Source organism: Myxococcus xanthus, assembly GCF_006402735.1.
GTDB classification, from domain to species: Bacteria; Myxococcota; Myxococcia; order Myxococcales; family Myxococcaceae; genus Myxococcus; species Myxococcus xanthus_A.
Genome location: NZ_CP017174.1, coordinates 8,665,267 through 8,682,951, shown reverse-complemented (window position 1 = coordinate 8,682,951; position 17,685 = coordinate 8,665,267). Strand labels below are relative to the sequence as shown.

The following is a 17,685-nucleotide window of genomic DNA, read 5'->3' as shown; positions in this document are numbered from 1 at the left end:
GCGTCCCTCGGCTGACTAGAGTGAGTCCAGGAAGGTGATGAGCGCGTCCCGCTCCTCTGGCGACAACCGGCGGAACGCCTCGCGTGAGGAGGCCGCCTCTCCGCCATGCCAGAGGATGGCCTCCGCGGGCGAGCGCGCCCGTCCGTCATGCAGCAGGCGGGTGTGGCCGCTGGCCTCGCGCGTGCGGCCCAGGCCCCACAAGGGCGGCGTCCGCCACTCACGGCCGGTGGCGAGGAAGTCCTCGCGCCCGTCCGACAGCCCCTCCCCCAGGTCGTGCAGGAGCCCGTCCGTATAGGGCCAGATGCGCTGGGCCGACAGCTCCGGGTAGCCCTCCAACGTGCCGGTGGTGACGGACGGCCGGTGGCAGCGCGCGCAGCCCACGCGGTGGAAGAGCGCCTTGCCCTGGAGGACCTCGGGCGCGTCCACGCGCTCGCGCACGGGCACCGCCAGCGTGTGTGAGTAGAAGTCCAAGGCCCGTCGCTGCCGCTCGCTCACCTCGGGCTGTCCGCCGGTGGGCGCCGCCTGGCACTCGAGCTGGGCGGGGCCACAGTTCTCCACGGGGAAGAGCGACGTCGTCAGGCCCAGGTCCCCCAGGAAGGCCGCCGCGTTCTGGTGCTCCAGGTCCGGTTGATTGGCCTTCCAGCCGAAGCGGCCCAGCACCGCGCGTCCCTCGCGCGGGCTCCACACGCGGTTGGGCCGGCCGGAGATGCCGTCGCCGTCCGCGTCCTCCGGGTCCGCCCACGCCAGCCAGGTGTCTTCAGAGACGGCGGCCAGCAGGCCCAGCCCCATCATGGGCTGCGCCACCCGCGCGGACGTGCGCGTGTCCGGGGCCAGCGGGCCATGGGCCAGGTCCACCAGCAGCAGCTCCGGCTCGAGCAGCGTGTACGGCGTTCCGTCCTCGTAGGCGCCGGGGACTTCCGTCCACCGGATGCGCACCTGTCCTTCCGCGGGCACGCCGGAGATGCCCTTGGGTTGGAGCTGGTCGCCATACGTCGGCTCGGGCAGCGGACCACCGTGGGTATCCACGCCGGGCACGGACAGCCGCACCAGCAACGTGTCCGCCACCTCGCCCTCCGCGGGCGGCCGGCCGCGGCCGTTGCCCAGGTGGCAGGCCAGGCAGGAGACGGAGTGGAAGAGGGGCCCCAGTCCGTCGCGCTCCACCTGCGCGTGGGGCGCGCGGAACCAGTCGGCCTGGAAGACGGCCTCGCCCACGAAGAACTCCGCGCGCCGCGCCAGGGGCAGGTTGGCCGCGGGCCGCGTGAAGGACAGGGTTCCCGACGTGGCCACGCTGGTGTCTCCCCCGGGCCGGTCCTCGCCGTCCTCCACCGATTCATACGGGGGCGGCGGTGGTGGCGGAGGTGGCGGCTCCTCGGGAGGTGGAGGTGGTGGCGGCGGGAGAGCGTTCCCGGAGCCCCCTCCACACGCGAGCGTGCTCAGCGTGCACAGCACCCATCCCAGGTGTCGGAAAATGAAATTGTTTGTCAAAATCAAAACCGGGTGACCTGATACCCCCGGAAGGCACGGTGCGCAAGGGGGCGCTCGCCCGTGTCCCGGACTTCCGGGCATTCGCATTGCTCGGGTGAGGGCGCCCAGGCCGGCGGCGTCCGCACCGCGAGCGCGTTGGGGCTGACACCAGGGGTCCCAGGCGAGGCCCGTCGCTGGTGTGGACTGTCTGCCAGTGTGCGCTGCAACGGCCCCATGTCCGGCCATGTCTTTCAACTTCGCGGAATCGCTCTAGGTTCGGTGGCCGTTTCCAGGGGACGCCATGGCAGATGTGCTCGTCGTTGATGACAGCAAGGTGATGCGCGACATGGTGGTCGCGTGCCTGCGGCCCTATCCGGGCCTCAGCTTCACGCATGCTTCCAGTGGCTTGGAGGCCATCGAGCGGCTGTCGCTCCAGCCGTATGACTTGCTGGTGCTGGACCTGAACATGCCGGACATCGGCGGCATCGAGGTGGTGGAGTTCGTGCGTGGGCAGGACCGGCTGCGCGAGCTGCCCATCATCATCGTCACCACGCGCGGGGACGAGGCCTCGCGGACGCGGGCGCTGGCGGCGGGGGCCAGCCGCTTCATGACGAAGCCCTTCACGCCGGACGCCATCCTGTCGGAGGTGCGTGGGCTGCTGGAGGGGAGGCGCGCTTGAGCGCGTCCGTGGACCTCGCGGACTTCCTTCCCGCCTATCTGGCGGAGGCGGAGGAGTTGCTGGGGACGGGGCACCGCCAGTTGCTGGCCATGGAGGCCAGCATCCGGCGAGGGCTGCCGCACCCGCGCGCCGTGCGCGAACTCTTCCGCGCCGTGCACACCATCAAGGGCCTGTCGGCCATGGTGGATGTGGAGCCCATCGTCGACATCGCCCATTGGATGGAGACGTGCCTGCGCCACGCCGACCGGGCGGGGGGCCGCCTGCCCGAGGCCAGCGTGGAGCCGCTGATGGAGGGGCTGCGCGAAATCGAGCAGCGCGTCCGCCAGCTCGCCGCGGGCAAGCAGGCCGCGCCGGTGCCACCGGGCCTGCTGTCTCGGCTGGAGGCGCTGGATGCCGAAGACGCTCCGGGTGGGAGCGCCGCGAAGGCCGCGCCCGCCGCGCTGGCGCTGGAGGAGGCCGTGGCCTCCCGGCTCTCCGCGGCGGAGCGGGAGCAGCTCACCACGGGCGCCACCGATGGCCGCCGCGCGATGCGGCTGGACTTCATCCCCGGCGCGGACCGCGCCGCCAACGGCATCACCATCAACAGCGTGCGCGAGCGCGTGGCCCCGCTGGGCGAGACGGTGAAGGTGCTGCCCCTGTCGGGGCCCGCCGTGGGCGGTGGGGCGCTCACCTTCGTGCTGTTGCTGCTCACCGAGGCCTCTGACGCCGCGCTGCTGGAGGCCGCGGGGGGACCTCCCGCGTCGGTGCGCCCGCTGGCCGCCGTGGCCCCGCGGGCACCCGCCCTGGCGCCCTTGCCCGAGTCGGCGCAGGCGGACGAGGAGCCCGAGGAAGCGCGGCGTGGCGGCGGCTCCCTGCGGGTGGACGTGTCGCGCCTGGACGATGCGCTGGAGCGGCTGGCGGCGCTCGTGGTCAACCGTTCGCGGCTGACCCGCGCGGTGGCGGCGCTGACGGCGGCCGGCGCGCCCACGCGCGAGCTGCAGGCCATCCTCCAGGAGAACGCACGCCAGCTTCGCGACATGCGCACGGCCATCCTCCGCCTGCGCATGGTGCGGGTGGGGGACGTGCTGGAGCGGCTGCCGCTGCTGGTGCGCGGCCTGCGCCGCAGCACGGGCAAGTCGGTGCGGCTGGAGCTGGACGTGGGGGACGCGGAGCTGGACAAGGCCGTGGCGGATCGACTGCTGCCCGCGCTGGTGCATCTGGTGCGCAACGCGGTGGACCATGCGCTGGAGTCGCCGGAAGCGCGCCGCGCCGCGGGCAAGCCGGAGGAAGGCGTGGTGCGCGTGGCCAGCCACGGCCGGGCGGGTGGGCTGCTGGACCTCACCGTGGCGGATGACGGGTGCGGCGTGGATGCGCGGGCGGTGGCCGCGCGCGCGGGCGTGCCCGTGCCTCCGACGCCGGAAGCGCTGCTGGAGGTGCTCTGTCGGCCCGGCTTCTCCACCCGGGATGCCGCCAACGCGACCAGCGGGCGGGGCATGGGCATGGACATCGTCCACCGCATCATCGTGGACCAGCTGGGCGGCGAGCTGGGGATGGAGACGCGGCCCGGCGCCGGCACCACCTTCCGGCTCCGCGTGCCGCTTACGATTACGCTGCTGGACGCGCTCGTCTTCGAGTGCGCCGGGCTTCGCTACGCCGTGGCGGTGGGCTCCGTGGAGGAGCTCATCGAGGTGGACGCCGCGCGGCTGGTGTGGCCCGCGGGCGCGGGGGGCGTGGCCCTGCTGGAGCGCCGGGGGAACTCGGTGCCGCTGATGGGGCTGGCCCGGCTGCTGGGGCGCGGGGAAGCGGACGGCCGCGGAGGCTCGGTGGCCAAGGCGCTCCTCGTGCGTCAGCGCGGTGAGCTCGTCGCGTTCGGCGTGGACCGGTTGGTGGGGCAGCAGGAAATCGTCCTGCGTCCGCTGGAGGACCCTTTGGTGCGCGTGCCCGGCGTGGCGGGCGCCACGGACCTGGGGGATGGGCGGCCCACGCTGGTGTTGGACCTGGCCGCGCTCGGGCTGGCGCGGGGTGGCGGCGCGCCGCACCGGCGCAGGGCTTCCGTCCGGGAAGAGGGGCGCCTCGTATGAGCGTGCTGCATGTCGTGTTCAAGGTAGACGGAGCCGAGTACGTGCTGCCCGCGGCGGACGTGCTCCAGATGGAGTCCTTCACGGGGGCCACGCCCGTACCGGGCGCCGCGCCGCACGTCGCCGGGTTGGTGCAGGTGCGCGGGCGCGTCATCCCGGTGGTGGACGCCCGCCTGCGCTTCGGCCTGCCGCCCGTGGAGCGCACGCTCGACTCCCGGGTGGTGGTGGCGCAGCTCGGCAGCCGGGTCGTGGGGCTCGTGGTGGACAGCGCCCGCGAGGTGCTGAAGCTGGACCCCCAGCAGCTCAAGCCGCCCCCTCCGCTGGTCGTGGAGGGAGCGCGCGGTTTCGTGAAGGCCGTGGCCCAGGTGGGCCCGCGCCTGGTGATGCTCATCGATTTCCCTCGGGTCATCGGGGAGGAGACGTTGGATGGCGACGGACAGCGGTAACGCAGGGGTGGCGCTGGATGAGGCCCGTGCCCTGGCCGAGGACGCGGTGCGCAGTGTCCAGGAGAGCGCGGGGCTGGTGCAGGCGGTGGAGGGACTGGCGACGAGGCTGGCGGCCGGCGGCAACGAGCAGGCCGCGGCCTCCGAGCAGGTGCGCGCCGCCATCGAATCGGTGGCCGCGCATGTGGAGGAGACGGGGCAGTCCGTTCATGAGCTGGTGCGCTCGCAGCGCACGGTGAGCGAATCCGCGCGGGCCCAGGTGCAGGAGGCCGAGGCCACCGCGGGCACCCTCCAGGAGGTGAACGCCTCCGTGGCGGGCGTGCGCAAGGACGCCGCGCACCTGGCGGCCTCGGCGGACACCACGGCGGGGGCGCTGGAGGAGGTGTCGCGCTCGGTGAAGGGCGTGAGCGCCAACGCGGAGGAGCTGGCCGCCTCCAGCGAGGAGCTGCTGGCCTCCATGACGGAGATGAACGCCACCGTGGCGGACCTGGTGGCGCGCAACCAGTCCAGCGCCGCCGCGACCGAACAGGTGGCCGCCACCGCCGAGGAGATGGCCAAGGGCATTGCCCGGCTGTCCACGGATTCGCAGGGCGTGGGCGAGCGCGTGGCGCAGGTGACGCAGGCGGTGACGGGAATGGTCCGCTCCCTGGGCGAGTCGTCCCGGGACGCCACGTCCATGGCCTCCAGCGTGGAGGATACGGCGGCCACGGTGGAGGAGCTGGCGCGCAGCGTGAAGGGCGTGGCGGAGAACGCCCGGGCGCTGGAGGCCCACTCCGCCACCACCGCGTCCACCGTGGAGGAGGTGGCCGCCAGCGTGGAGGAGGTGGCCGCCACGGCGGAGAAGAACGCGGCGACGGTGGAGGCCAACGCGGCCACCATCGAGCAGCTCGCCCGCTCCGCGCAGACGGTGGCGAGGGCCTCCGAGCAAATCAACACCCTGGCGGCTGGCAGCGCCACCGCCTCCGCGCAGCTGGAGTCGTCCACGCGGCGGGTGGCGCAGATGATGGAGGAGGCGCGCACCACCGCCGAGCGCGTGGGGACCACCGCGCGGGAGGGTGGCGCCACGGTGACGCGCTCCATCGCCGGCTTCGGCCGCATCCGCGACTCCATTGTCGGGTCAGCCGGGGTGATGAAGGAGATGGGGCGGCGCGCCGAGGAGATTGGCGACATCGTGCAGACCATCAACCTCATCGCGGACCGCACGAATCTCTTGTCCCTCAACGCCAGCATCGAGGCGGCGCGCGCCGGTGAGCACGGCCGGGGCTTCGCGGTGGTGGCGGAGGAGATTCGCGCGCTGGCGGACCGCGCGGCGGCGGCCAGCGCGGACGTGGCGAAAATCGTCCGGGGCCTGCAGACGACGGCGCGCGAGGCGGCCACCGCTTCGGGCGAAGGCGTGCGGGCGGCGGACGAGGGCGCGGCGCTGGCTGGGGACGCAGAGCGCGCGCTGTCCACCATCCTCAAGGGGGTGGAGGACCTGGGGAACAACGTGCGCGAGGTGTCGCGCGCCTCCAGCGAGCAGGTGCAGGCCACGCAGGCGCTGGTCCAGGGCACCGCGAAGGTGAGCGAGCAGGGGCGGGCCATCGCCACGTCCGCGGCGGAGCAGGCGCAGGCGTCCCAGTCGCTGGCGCAGGGCGGCGCGGAGATGCGGCGCATGGCGCGGCAGACGATGCAGGCCACCTCCGAGCAGGCGCGCGCGCTGCGCGACGTGGTGCGCTCCAACGGTCAGCTCGCGGAGGCGGCACAGAAGGTGTCGCGCGCCGTGCAGGAGCAGGCGCTGGCGGCGGCCGACCTGGCCAAGGGCACATCCCAGATGCGCCAACTCGTCCAGGGCGTGAGCGTGGCGGTGACTACCCAGAGCCGGGACGTGGCGGGCGTGGGCACGTTGGCGCAGGAGGCGGCGGCGGCCACCCAGCGCACCCTGGTGGGGCTGGCCGAGCAGGCCACGGCCGCCCAGGAGGTGACGCGGGCCATGGAGGAGACGCGCAAGCAGGTGGCCCAGTCCGCGCGCGGCATGACGGAGCAGGCCCGCGCCCTCAAGCAGAGTGAGACGGCCAGCCGCCAGGTGGCGAAGCTGGCCGCGTCGGTGACGCGGGCCGCCGAGGAGCAGTCGAAGGCGCTCAGCGGGCTGGTGCGGGAGGCGGACGAGGTGCGGCGCGTGGCGCGGCAGACGTCGCGCGCGCTGGACGAGCAGACCGAGGCGCTCGGTGCGCTCACGGCCTCCGCCAGCCGCCAGGCCACGGGCGTGGCCGTGGTGGCACGCGCCAGCGCGGAGGCGACGGCGGTGATGGAGGGCCTGGCCAAGAGCGTGGAGGAGATTCGCCTCCGGGCGCGGGACATCACCACCGCCACCGCGCAGCAGGCGCGCGCGACGGCCACCACCGCCAAGGAGGTGCAGGAGGTGGCGGGCCGGCTGGCCCACCTCACGCGGCTGCAAGGCGCGCAGTCGGAGAGCCTTTCGCGGCTGCGAGGCGCGCTGGGGGGCGTGAAGGAAAGCCCGGAGGCCGCGGCGGCCTCGCCGCGGGAGCAGCGGGCATGACGGCCGCATCCTCGACGTCGGTGCACCCGCTGACGCTGTCGGCGGAGGACCGCTCCCAGGTGGACGAGGTGGAGCAGCTCTCCCGGCGCGGCACCGCCAGCCTGGCGCTGCTGGTGGGCGGGCTGGATGCCCAGAGCTGGGCGGTGCGGCGCGCCGTGGTGGGCGCGCTGGCGAAGCTGGGGACGCCCGCGGTGGCGCCGCTGCGCGACGTGCTGGTCCACCGCCGCGACAGTGAGGCGCGACTGGCGGCCGCCGTGGAGGCGTTGGTGGCCTCCACCGGTGATGTCGAGGGCGCGCTGGAGGCGCTGGGGGAAGACGCCAACCCCGCCATCGTCTGTGACATCGCCCAGGTGCTGGGCCGGCGCCGCAGCCGGCGCTCGGTGCCGCTCTTGTCCCGGCTCACCGTTCACCCGGACGACAACGTGGCGGTGGCGGCCATCGAGGCGCTGGGCCGCGTGGGCGGCGGCGCGGCGGTGGACGCGCTGCTGGCGGCGCTGGGCAGCGGGAACTTCTTTCGCATCTTCCCCGCCATCGACGTGCTGGGCCGGTGTGGAGACCCCGTCGTGGTGCCCGCGCTGCTGGGCCTGCTGCCCGACCCCTTCTACACCCTGGAGGCGGCGCGCGCGCTGGGGCGCACCGGTCAGGAGGCCGCGGTGCCCTCGCTGGTGGGGCTGCTGCGCAAGGGCAATGACGCGTCGGTGCGCGCGGCGGCGGTGGCGCTGGTGGACATCCACGAGGCCCAGGTGCAGCGCTTCGGCGGCTCGCGCACCGTGTACACCGCGATGCGGGGGCCGGAGTCGGCGGTGCTGGGACGGCGGCTGTCGCAGTGTGTCTCGAGCGCGGACACGACGGAGAAGACGGCCCTCTCACGCCTGCTGGGCTGGGTGGGGGGGCAGGACGCCGCATTCGGGCTGCTGAAGCTCCTGGACGGGCCGGACCCGTCGGTGGCGCGCGCGGCGGCCGGCGCGCTGTCGGAGCTGGGCGCGGACGCGGACACCCAGATTCTCCAGGCGCTGCGCGAGGGCGACAGCGCCCGGCGCCGCGTGCTGTTACCGCTGGTGGGCCGCAGGGCCGCGGCGGTGCCGGACGTCATGTCGTGCCTGGAGGACCGGGACGCGTCGGTGCGCGCCCTGGCGGCGGACACGTTGTCCCGCATTGGCAGCCCGGCCGCGGTGCCGGCCCTGTTCGAGCGGTTGGTGGACGAGGACCTGCGCGTGGTGCAGGCCGCGGTGGGGGCCATCCAGTCCCTGGGCAGCGACACCACGGAGAAGCTGGCGTTGCATGCGGCCCGCTCCTCCGACGTGCGCCTGCGCCGCGCGGCGCTGCGCATCATCTCCTACTTCGGCTATTCCAAGGGACTGGAAGTGCTGCTCCAGGCCATGCGGGACCCGGATGAGCGCCTGCGCGACGCGGCCATCTACGGCCTGCCCTTCATCGAGGACCCGCGCGCGGTGGACGCGCTGCTGACGGCCGCCAATCACGAGTCGGAGCGCACGCGCGCGGCGGCCATGCGCGCGCTGGGGCAGACGGAGAAGGAGGCGCGCATCACCTCCACGCTGCTGCGGGGCCTCAACGACCGCGACCCCTGGGTGCGCTACTACGCGTGCCAGGCGCTGGGGAAGCTGAACGAGGAGGCCGCCGCGGACGCCATCGTCGCGCTGGCGGACGACGCCGCGGGCCAGGTGCGCGTGGCGGTGGTGGACGCGCTGGCGCACATGCACACGGAGAGCGCGATGTCGGCGCTCCAGCGCGCGGCGGCCAGCGCGGACGCGGATGTGCGGCGCGCCGCCCTGCTGGGGCTGGGCGTGGGCCGGCGGCCGGACGCGCTACCCGTGCTGCTGGAGGCGGCGAAGTCGGAGGACGCGGCCACGCGGCTCGTCGCGCTGTCCGCGGTGGCCGAATACGAGGCGCCGGAGACGCTGCCCGCGCTGCTGCATGCCGCGGGTGACGGCGACGACAGCGTGCGCAGCGCCGCGGTGGGCTTCATCGCCACGCGCCCCGGTGTCCCGGCCACGCAGGCCCTGGTGTCCCTGCTGGGGGACATGACGCTGCGCGAACGGGTGGTGAGCGCCTTGGCGCTGCCCCTGGAGGGACGGCTGCCGGGACTGCTGGCCGCGCTGGAGGCGGCGGACGAAGTCACCGCGCCGCTGCTGGTGGCGGCACTGGCCCGGATGCGGCGGGCGGACGCGCGCGCCGCGCTGATGCAGCTCCTGGTGTCCGCCAGTCCGGCGGGCCGCCGCGCCGCGGTGCCCGCGGTGGCGGCATTGGGGACGTTGGAGGCACGCGAGGCGCTGGAGCGCGCCTCCAATCAGGACGAGGACCCCGAGGTCCGGCGGGCCTGCCGGCTGGTGCTGAGCCGCTGACGCCCCGCCATGTTCTCACTGCCCATGTCTCCCCAGGTGTTCGCCATCCTGGCCGCGCTCATCGAGCAGCGCTCCGGGGTGCACTACGCCCCCGAGGACCGGGAGTTGCTCGCCGACAAGGTGGTGCCCCGCGCGCTGGACGCGGGCTTCGACTCGCTGCTCGACTACTACTACTTCCTCCGCTACGACCCGGCGGGCTCCGAGGCACTGGACGCGCTGGTGGACTCGCTGCTGGTCCACGAGACGTACTTCTTCCGGGAGGCCCTGCCGCTGCGGGTGCTGGCCGAGGACCTGCTGGTGCCCGCCGTGCGCGCCGGACGGCGGCCCCGGGTGTGGAGCGCGGCCTGCTCCACCGGAGAGGAGCCCCTCACGCTGGCGATGATTCTCGCGGAGCTGGGCGTGCTCGACGAGGTGGCGCTGCTGGCCAGCGACCTGAGCGCCCGCGCGCTGGAGCGGGCCCGCGCCGGGGAGCACAACCTGCGCTCCCTGCGCGCGCTGCCTCCGGGTGTGGAGGGCCGGTGGCTGGAGACGCGCGAGGGGCGCCCACGCGTCCGGCCGGAATTGGTGGACGCGGTGGACTGGCGGCGCGTCAACCTGGTGGATGCCAGCGCGGTGGCGCAGCTGGGCACCTTCGACGCCATCCTCTGCCGCAACGTCCTCATCTACTTCCAGGACGACACCGCGCGCAGCGTGGTGTCGTCCCTGACGCGCGCGCTCGCTCCGGAGGGACACCTGCTGGTGGGGACCTCTGAGTCCCTGATGCGCTTCGGCACCGCGCTCGCCTGCGAGGAGCGGCGCGGCGCCTTCTTCTATACCAAGGCGAGGCCATGACGGCGGTGTCTCCCATTCGCGTGCTGGTGGTGGATGACTCCGCCTTCGCCCGCAAGGTGCTGCGGCAGGTGCTCTCCAGCGCGGAGGGTTTGGAAGTGGTGGGCGTCGCGCGCGACGGCCTGGACGCGCTGGAGAAGGTGGCCGAGCTGTCTCCGGACGTGCTCACGCTGGACCTGGTGATGCCGGGCCTGGACGGGCTGGGCGTGCTGCGCGCGCTCGCCCCCAGCGCCGCCGCGCCCCGCGTGGTGGTGGTGAGCAGCGCGGGCGAGGAGAGCGAGCTGGCGGTGGCCGCGCTCCAGGCCGGCGCGGTGGAGCTGGTGAACAAGCCCACCGCGCTCGCCACCGAGCGGCTGTATGAGCTGGGCGGCGAGCTGGTGGCGAAGGTCCGCACGGCCGCGGGCGCGGTGGCTCGCGCGCCGCCGGAGCCGGCACCATCGCCGAAGGATGTCTCCGCGCCGGTGGCGCGCGCGGCCGCGAAGAGCCTGGTGGTGGTGGGCACCTCCACCGGCGGGCCGCAGGCGCTCACCCGGCTGCTGTCCGAGCTGCCCGTGGACTTCCCCGCGCCGCTGGCGCTCGCGCTCCACATCCCCACGGGCTACACGGAGGCGGTGGCCCGGCGCCTGAACGCGCACTGCGCGCTGGAGGTGTTCGAAGCGGTGGACGGGCTGGAGCTGCGGCCTGGCCGCGTGGTGTTGGCGCGCTCCGGGCAGCACCTCAAGCTGGAGCGCCATGGGCCGGTGACGCTCGCGCGGCTGGACCGGCAGCCGCTGCGCACGGCGCACCACCCCAGCGTGGACGTCCTCTTCGAAAGCGCCGCGCGAAGCTGGGGCTCGGACGTGGTGGGCCTGGTGCTCACGGGCATGGGTGACGACGGCGTCGAGGGCGCCCGGGCCATCCGCGAGGCCGGAGGCACCGTCCTCACGGAGAGCGAGTCCTCCTGCGTGGTGTACGGCATGCCGCGCGCCGTGAAGGAAGCCGGGCTGGCCACCGCCAGCGCTCCGCTGGAGGGCATGCTGGCGCTGCTGCGGCGTCATGTACGCTGAAGGCCGACCTTTCCTAAAGACGGGTGGGTGATGGTCCCGGAGCGCCGGCTGGGTCAGGATGGCCGGCATGCTCCGATACGCCGCTGACCGCCGGACGATGCTGTGGTGTCTGGCCATGCCCGTGGTGGCCCTGTCGATGTACGTGGCCCCCGGGTGGATTCCCTATCTCTGCCCCCTGGCGTGCTACCTGGCGCTGTCGGCAGGCGTCATCGCGCACAACCACAACCACTGCCCCACCTTCCGCAACCGGAAGCTGAACGAGGCCATGGGCATGTGGCTGTCGCTCTTCTACGGGTACCCCACCTTCGTCTGGATTCCGACGCACAACCTCAACCACCACAAGTTCGTGAACAAGGCGGGCGACGCCACCATCACCTGGCGCTACTCGAAGAAGCACAACTTCCTGGTGGCCTTCCTCTTCCCCTTCGTCTCCACGTACTGGCAGCAGGAGCCGACGAAGGCGTTCATCGACAAGGCGCGCGAGCGCAACCGCCCGCTGTACCGCCAGATTCTCACCCAGTACGCCGTCTGGGGCGGCACGCACGCGGCGCTGCTGGGGCTGGCCATGGCGATGCACGGCGTGGCCGGCGGCGCGCGCATCTGGGCGTTCGCCTTCCTGGTGCCCGCGCTCTTCTCGCTGTGGACCATCATGTTCTTCAACTACATCCAGCACGTCCACACGGACCCCTGGAGCGAGCACGACCACAGCCGCAGCTTCACCGGCCGCCTCATCAACTTCTTCCTCTTCAACAACGGCCTCCACGCCGTGCACCATGAGACGCCGGGCCTGCACTGGAGTCTGCTGCCCCAGGAGCACGCGAAAATCGAGGCCGCCATGGACCCGGCCCTCAAGCCGGTGAGCTTCTTCGCCTGGTGCTTCCGCTCGTACGTGGTGGCGCCCTTCCTGCCCCGCTTCGGCACCGCGCAGGTGGGACGCGCGCCCTATGAGCCGCCCGCGGGTGTCGCGCTGGACGTGCGCTTCGGGGACGACCTGCAGGCCGTCGACTCGGGCGTCAACGTCGCCCGCGTCTGACGCTCCTTCGTGGCGCCGTGGACACCGGCTGCGGCCCCGGTCGGAGGCTGGTGTCCTTTATTTCCCATCTGTCATTGGAATCTGACCCAGGGGGATTTTCTCTGAGTGGCCGTTTCTCATACTTCGAAGTCGCAGGATGAGCGCGGTGGGCGGGCCGGGGGGGACGAAGACAAGGGAGGCTCCGCATGATGACGGCTCCAGGACGCGTGCGTCCTTCACCAGGGCCGGTGGAAGCAGCGCCGCGGGTGCTGTGTGTGGGGGCCACGAGCGAATCCTGGTTGGCGCTGTCACGAGCCCTGCGCCCATTGCGCTGCGTGGCCTTGCAGGTGCCTTCCCTGGAGTCCGCCTTCCTGGAGGTGCAGCACACGCGGCCTTCCCTGGTGCTGGTGCACTGGCGGCAGTTGGTGGCCGGCGCGGGCATGGGCCTGCGCGCGCTGAGGCTGCGCCTGGGAGGGGATGGTCCACCGGTGGTGCTGGTGGCGGAGCCGGAGACGCCCGCCGAGGTGCTCGAGGTGGGCGACGCGGAGGGTGTCGAGGACTGCCTGCTGTCGCCCCTGCGCACGCACGAGCTGCGCGCGCGGTTGGCGATGCTGGCGGGTGACGGCGCCCCGGCCGCGCCGGTGCGTGCCTCCCGTGTGCGTTCGCGCCTGCTGCTGCTGGCCGGCGCCAGTGGCCCCCTGGCGTGGAGCGGGCTGGGCGCCCTGCTGGAGGCGTGTGGTCATCGCATCCTCTACAGCGCCACCGTGGGCGGTGGCGCCGCGCGCGTGGCCGAACATGGTGAGCGGCCCGACCTGGTGTTGTCGCGGGAAGGCGCGCCAGGTGTGCCCAGGGGCCTGCCCTCTCCACGGTTGCAGCCGCTGCTGGCGGGGGTGCCGTCGCTCACGCTGGACGCGGACGCGCCGGTGCGTCCGGCCTCGTTGCTGCCCCGCATCCACGCGCTGCTGGGACGGGAGGACGGCTCGCTGCGTATCGAGGCGCGGGTGCGTTTCTGCTGTCCGGTGTCCTTCGGCGAGGCGGGGCCGCGCGGCGCGGAGTGGCGCTCCGGTGTGTCCAGCGCGCTGAGCCCTGGCGGCCTCCTGGTGCGCACGCTGGTGCCGGCGAAGGCGGGGACGGCGGTGGAGCTGCACATCCTGCTGCCCACCCTGGGCGAGCGCCTGGAGACACACGGCGTGGTGGCCTGGGCCCACGCCTACGCGCCTCGCAACGGCGTGTCCCACCCCTACGGCATGGGCGTGCGCTTCCTGGGCATGGGCCCACCGCGCCTCATGCAACTGCGCCAGCTGTGCCAGGCGGAGGTGCGCCCGTGACAGCGCAAGGCGCACCGAGGCGCAAGAAGGTCCTGCTGGTGGATGACTCGGACACCGTCCTGCTGCTCCAGCGGATGCTGCTGGCGGAGCTGGGCCACGACGCCATCGTCGCGCGGGACGGGCTGGAGGCGCTGGCGCGCGCGGAGCAGGAGCGGCCGGACCTCGTCTTCCTCGACGTGCTGATGCCGCACCTGGACGGACTGGAGACGTGCCGGATGCTGCGCGGCCGGGAGCCGACGCGGCGCACGCCCATCATCCTCTGCAGTGCCCGCGCCGAGGCGCGCAGCGTGCGCGCGTGCTTCAACAGCGGCTGCAACGACTTCGTGGCCAAGCCCTTCGATGGCGCCGCGCTGGTGGCCCTGCTGCGGCGCTACCTGGATTAGTCGCGCGGGCTTCCGGTGGGAGGCAGGGGCGGCCGGGCCGGCATGGAGCGGCGCGGCAGCGTCACGGTGAAGGTGGTGCCTTCCGCCTCATCGGAGCGGACCTCGATGGTGCCGCCGTGCGCCTGGACGATTTCCCGGACGATGAAGAGCCCCAGCCCGTAGCTCATCTTCAGCGTGCGCGAGCTCTGGGGCCCGCCGCGGAAGGGCTCGAAGAGGTGGGGCAGCAGGTTGTCCGGAATGGGGCGGCCGGCGTTGTGGACCTCCAGCACCACCCGGGTGCGCAGCCCGCGCGCCGTCAGCCGCACCGGCGTCTCCGGCGGGCTGTACTTGAGCGCGTTCTCCACCAGGTTGGACGTCACCTGCGCCAGCCGGTCCGGGTCCCACACGCCCTGGGTGTTGCCCTTGGGGTCCACCTCGACGGTGCGCTGGGGGAAGGCCACGCCGAACTCGTGGGCCACCTTGGCCACCAAATCCTTCAGGTCCACCGGCCGGGGCTCAATGGCCACGCCGCCCATCAGCCGCGTGCGCGTGAAGTCCAGCAGCAGCCGGGTGAGCCGTTCGATGCGGACCGCCGCGGTGGCGATGCGCTGGCTGGTGCGCTGCGCATCCTCATCGGTGCCGCCCGCGGCGAGCACGCGCGACCAGTTCATGATGGCGCCCAGCGGGCTGCGGATGTCATGGGTGACGATGCCCATGAGCTGCTCCTGGAACTCGGAGTGCCGCCGGGCCTCCTCTTCCGCCCACTTGCGCTGGGTGATGTCGCGGCTGATGCCGAACAGGCCGAACACCTTGCCCTCGGCGTCACGCAGCACGCCCTTGGTGGACAGCCACACGCGCGGCCCGTCCACGCCCGGCTGCGCGTCTTCGTAGGTGACAGTGCGGCCGAAGGCGAACACCTCGCGGTCGTTCGCGGCGTTGGTGCGCGCCACCGCCGGGTCGAACAGCTCGTGGTCCGTGCGGCCCACCACGTCCTCGGAGCGGTAGCCCACGGCCTTCGCGCCCGCCGCGTTCATCATCGTGAAGCGGCCGTCCACGTCCTTTGTGTAGACGGCGTCCGTGGTGCCCTCGAGGATGGCGCGGAACACCTCGCCGTTGCGGCGCAGCGCCTCGCGCGCCTTGCGCTCCTCGGTGATGTCACGGCAGTGCACCAGCAGGCCGCCCTCCACCGGGCGCACGCGCACGTCGAGGCAGGTCTCCGCTTCCGGCCAGGCGTGCTCGTAGCGGACGGAGGGCTGCTCGGAGACGGGCTGTTCGAAGTGCAGGTGACGGCTCAGCTCCAGCAGCTCCGGGCACACCCGGCGCACGTCGTCCTGCAACCGCGCCGCGCCGCCAAGCAGCCGGGCCATGTCTGGATTCACGTACGCCAGACACCACCGCGCATCGAGCAGGAAGAAGGCGTCCGGGAGCGCCTCCAGGAGCGTTTGCAGCAGCTCGGGGGAGGGGGCCTCGGCGGAAGGCTCGGCCAGGGGACGCTGGCGCTTCTTGGCGGGGGTGGGGGGCATGCCTCTTCGGTTTCGGCGGTGGGGATGGAACCATACCCCGCTCTCCGCCCCGCGCGATGCCAGGCAGGCATCAGCGCACGGTGTGTCGCGCCTGTTGCCTGGAAGGGAGGCGACCACCGCCTCCAGGGTGCATCCGTGACAGAGGAATGCGACCCGGGTGGATGCAGCCTGGGTGAAACAAGAATTTCAGGAAGTCACTTTCGAGGGAGGGTGGAGAAAGTCAGGCGCGTGGTGGCTCACGCGGTCCTGTCGGGGTGTTCCGCTTCGTCCTTCTCGAAGAGGCTCTCCAGCTCCTTGCGGGCTTTGTCGGCCAACTCCACGAGCTTTTGCTCGTCGCGGTGGAACCGGGCCGTTTCGCGCAGGAGGCGCTCGTCGTGTTCCATCATCCGTTCCTGGGCGCGCCGGCTCTCCGAATACGTGAGGCCCAGCTCCTGGAGCACCTCGGTGCCCATCTCCAGGCTGTCGAGGAACGTCTCACGCATCACCCGTTCGATTCCCATGTCCAGCAGTTCGTAGGCATGCACGCGGTTGCGCGCGCGGGCGAACAGTGTGAGGTGGGGGAAGTGTTGCTGCACGGCCCGCGCGGTGCGCAGCGACGCCTGGATGTCGTCGATGGCGAGCACGAACACCTTCGCCTTGTCCGCGCGGGCCGCGCGCAGCAGGTCCAGGCGTGAGGCGTCTCCGTAGAAGACCTGGCTACCAAAGCGCTTCATGAAGTCAATCTGCTCCGGGCTGGCGTCAATCGCGGTGAAGCCGATGCGCTTGGCGCGCAGCAGGCGGCCCACCACCTGCCCCACGCGGCCGAAGCCGGCGATGATGACGGGGTTGTCCTCCGTGGGCGCCACGTCAAACTCGCGCCCCGAGGCCTTCGGCTTGAGGCGCGGGCGCACCCAGCGCTCGTGCGCGGCATACAGCACCGGCGTGGTGGCCATGGAGAGGCCCACCACCACCACGAGCAGCTCCGACAGCGAGCGCTCCATGACGTGCTGGGCGGTGGCGAGCGAGAAGAGCACGAAGGCGAACTCACCGCCCTGGGAGATGACGACGGCCAGGTCGAGCGCCGGCTCCCGCTGCTTCAGGGCCATCCGCCCCAGCCCGTAGAGCACCGCGCCCTTGAGGGTCACCAGCCCCAGCACCAGTCCGAAGACGAGCAGCGGCTTCTGGAGGATGAGGCTCAGGTTCACAGACATGCCCACGCTGATGAAGAACAGGCCCATCAGCAGGCCCTTGAAGGGCGCCAGGTCCGCTTCCAGCTCGTGGCGGTACTCGGAGTCCGCCAGCAGCACGCCCGCGAGGAAGGCCCCCAGCGCCATGGACAGGCCCACCGCGTTGACCAGCGACGCGGTGCCCACCACCAGCAGCAGCGCGGTGGCGGTGAACAGCTCCTGGCTGTGGGTGGCGGCCACGGCGCGGAACACCGGGCGCACCAGGTAGCGGCCGCCCAGCACCACCGCCAGCAGCACGCCCACGTCTTTCAAGAGCAGGAGCCACACCGGCCCCGGGGAGGGAGCGCCGCCGTCACCCAGCAGCGGCAGCAGGGCCAGCAGCGGCACCACGGCCAGGTCCTGGAAGAGGAGGATGCCGAAGGCCAGTTGGCCATACGGCGTGGTGAGCCGGTTGCGCTCGGCCAGCAGTTGCAGCGCGAAGGCGGTGGAGGACAGCGACAGGCCGAAGCCCGTGACGATGGCCGCGCCCCGTGTCAGGCCACACAGCAGGCCCACGCCGGCCAGCAGCGCGCCGGTGAGCAGCACCTGCGCGCCGCCCAGGCCGAAGACGGAGCGGCGCAGCGCCCACAGCCGGCTGGGCTGCAGCTCCAGGCCGATGACGAACAGCAACAGCACCACGCCCAGCTCCGCCACGTGGAAGATGTGCTCCACGTCGCTGATGAGCTTCAGTCCCCAGGGGCCAATGACCGCGCCCGCCGCCAGGTAGCCCAGCACGGAGCCCAGTCCGAGCCGCCGCGAGAGAGGAACCGCCAGCACCGCCGCCGCGAGGAACACGAGCGCCTGCTGCAGGAAGGACATGCGGCTTCCTTGCACGGACG

The 17,685-nt window shown here is 72.8% G+C and carries 13 protein-coding genes; 10 read left to right on the top strand and 3 right to left on the bottom strand.

Annotated features, from left to right (window positions below; all coding sequences use genetic code 11):
- Nucleotides 1-15 precede the first annotated feature (15 nt).
- Nucleotides 16-1,449 (bottom strand): di-heme oxidoreductase family protein, encoded by a 1,434-nt coding sequence (locus BHS09_RS35845; protein ID WP_257792128.1) that lies wholly within the window; start codon nt 1,447-1,449, stop codon nt 16-18.
- Between the two features lie 316 nt (nt 1,450-1,765).
- Between BHS09_RS35845 and BHS09_RS35840 the strand changes: the two genes are divergently transcribed.
- From BHS09_RS35840 to BHS09_RS35795, 10 genes are all read left to right on the top strand, one after another.
- On the top strand, nt 1,766-2,143 hold the full coding sequence (locus BHS09_RS35840) for a response regulator (protein WP_140795843.1): 378 nt from the start codon (nt 1,766-1,768) through the stop codon (nt 2,141-2,143).
- Complete coding sequence (locus BHS09_RS35835) at nt 2,140-4,203, top strand: chemotaxis protein CheA (protein ID WP_140800303.1); 2,064 nt, start codon at nt 2,140-2,142, stop codon at nt 4,201-4,203. The genes BHS09_RS35840 and BHS09_RS35835 overlap by 4 nt, the downstream gene beginning before the upstream one ends.
- Nucleotides 4,200-4,646: a chemotaxis protein CheW gene (locus BHS09_RS35830; RefSeq protein ID WP_011556884.1), complete on the top strand. Its 447-nt coding sequence runs from the start codon at nt 4,200-4,202 to the stop codon at nt 4,644-4,646. The genes BHS09_RS35835 and BHS09_RS35830 overlap by 4 nt, the downstream gene beginning before the upstream one ends.
- Complete coding sequence (locus BHS09_RS35825; protein WP_140800302.1) at nt 4,627-7,179, top strand: methyl-accepting chemotaxis protein; 2,553 nt, start codon at nt 4,627-4,629, stop codon at nt 7,177-7,179. Before BHS09_RS35830 ends, BHS09_RS35825 begins: the two co-directional genes overlap by 20 nt.
- Nucleotides 7,176-9,542, top strand: coding sequence for a HEAT repeat domain-containing protein (locus BHS09_RS35820; RefSeq protein ID WP_140800301.1), 2,367 nt, complete (start codon nt 7,176-7,178; stop codon nt 9,540-9,542). Before BHS09_RS35825 ends, BHS09_RS35820 begins: the two co-directional genes overlap by 4 nt.
- A 9-nt stretch (nt 9,543-9,551) precedes the next feature.
- Nucleotides 9,552-10,373, top strand: coding sequence for a CheR family methyltransferase (locus tag BHS09_RS35815; protein WP_140795839.1), 822 nt, complete (start codon nt 9,552-9,554; stop codon nt 10,371-10,373).
- Nucleotides 10,370-11,416 carry a chemotaxis-specific protein-glutamate methyltransferase CheB gene (cheB, locus tag BHS09_RS35810; RefSeq protein WP_140800300.1) on the top strand — a complete coding sequence of 349 codons (1,047 nt, stop codon included), beginning with the start codon at nt 10,370-10,372 and terminating at the stop codon, nt 11,414-11,416. The genes BHS09_RS35815 and cheB overlap by 4 nt, the downstream gene beginning before the upstream one ends.
- Nucleotides 11,417-11,474: 58 nt before the next feature.
- Nucleotides 11,475-12,449 carry a fatty acid desaturase family protein gene (locus BHS09_RS35805; RefSeq protein ID WP_140795837.1) on the top strand — a complete coding sequence of 325 codons (975 nt, stop codon included), beginning with the start codon at nt 11,475-11,477 and terminating at the stop codon, nt 12,447-12,449.
- A 185-nt stretch (nt 12,450-12,634) separates the two neighbouring features.
- The gene (locus BHS09_RS35800) at nt 12,635-13,756 is read left to right on the top strand and encodes a PilZ domain-containing protein (RefSeq protein WP_140800299.1); all 1,122 of its coding nucleotides are present in this window, start codon (nt 12,635-12,637) and stop codon (nt 13,754-13,756) included.
- The gene (locus BHS09_RS35795; protein WP_140800298.1) at nt 13,753-14,139 is read left to right on the top strand and encodes a response regulator; all 387 of its coding nucleotides are present in this window, start codon (nt 13,753-13,755) and stop codon (nt 14,137-14,139) included. Before BHS09_RS35800 ends, BHS09_RS35795 begins: the two co-directional genes overlap by 4 nt.
- Here BHS09_RS35795 and BHS09_RS35790 read toward each other — a convergent pair.
- Both BHS09_RS35790 and BHS09_RS35785 read right to left on the bottom strand, forming a co-directional pair.
- Complete coding sequence (locus tag BHS09_RS35790) at nt 14,136-15,641, bottom strand: PAS domain-containing sensor histidine kinase (protein WP_140795834.1); 1,506 nt, start codon at nt 15,639-15,641, stop codon at nt 14,136-14,138. The two genes, BHS09_RS35795 and BHS09_RS35790, sit on opposite strands and share 4 nt — an antisense overlap.
- A gap of 236 nt (nt 15,642-15,877) precedes the next feature.
- Entirely contained in the window at nt 15,878-17,665 is a 1,788-nt protein-coding gene (locus BHS09_RS35785; RefSeq protein ID WP_140800297.1) for a monovalent cation:proton antiporter-2 (CPA2) family protein, read from the bottom strand.
- Nucleotides 17,666-17,685 lie beyond the last annotated feature (20 nt).

Bases quoted from the DNA above. Each gene is read 5' to 3' on its own strand.
- BHS09_RS35840 (WP_140795843.1), top strand. From the start codon at position 1,766: ATGGCAGATGTGCTCGTCGTTGATGACAGCAAGGTGATGCGCGACATG.
- BHS09_RS35830 (WP_011556884.1), top strand. From the start codon at position 4,200: ATGAGCGTGCTGCATGTCGTGTTCAAGGTAGACGGAGCCGAGTACGTG.
- BHS09_RS35825 (WP_140800302.1), top strand. From the start codon at position 4,627: ATGGCGACGGACAGCGGTAACGCAGGGGTGGCGCTGGATGAGGCCCGT.
- BHS09_RS35820 (WP_140800301.1), top strand. From the start codon at position 7,176: ATGACGGCCGCATCCTCGACGTCGGTGCACCCGCTGACGCTGTCGGCG.
- BHS09_RS35815 (WP_140795839.1), top strand. From the start codon at position 9,552: ATGTTCTCACTGCCCATGTCTCCCCAGGTGTTCGCCATCCTGGCCGCG.
- cheB (WP_140800300.1), top strand. From the start codon at position 10,370: ATGACGGCGGTGTCTCCCATTCGCGTGCTGGTGGTGGATGACTCCGCC.
- BHS09_RS35805 (WP_140795837.1), top strand. From the start codon at position 11,475: ATGGCCGGCATGCTCCGATACGCCGCTGACCGCCGGACGATGCTGTGG.
- BHS09_RS35800 (WP_140800299.1), top strand. From the start codon at position 12,635: ATGATGACGGCTCCAGGACGCGTGCGTCCTTCACCAGGGCCGGTGGAA.
- BHS09_RS35790 (WP_140795834.1), bottom strand. From the start codon at position 15,641: ATGCCCCCCACCCCCGCCAAGAAGCGCCAGCGTCCCCTGGCCGAGCCT.
- BHS09_RS35785 (WP_140800297.1), bottom strand. From the start codon at position 17,665: ATGTCCTTCCTGCAGCAGGCGCTCGTGTTCCTCGCGGCGGCGGTGCTG.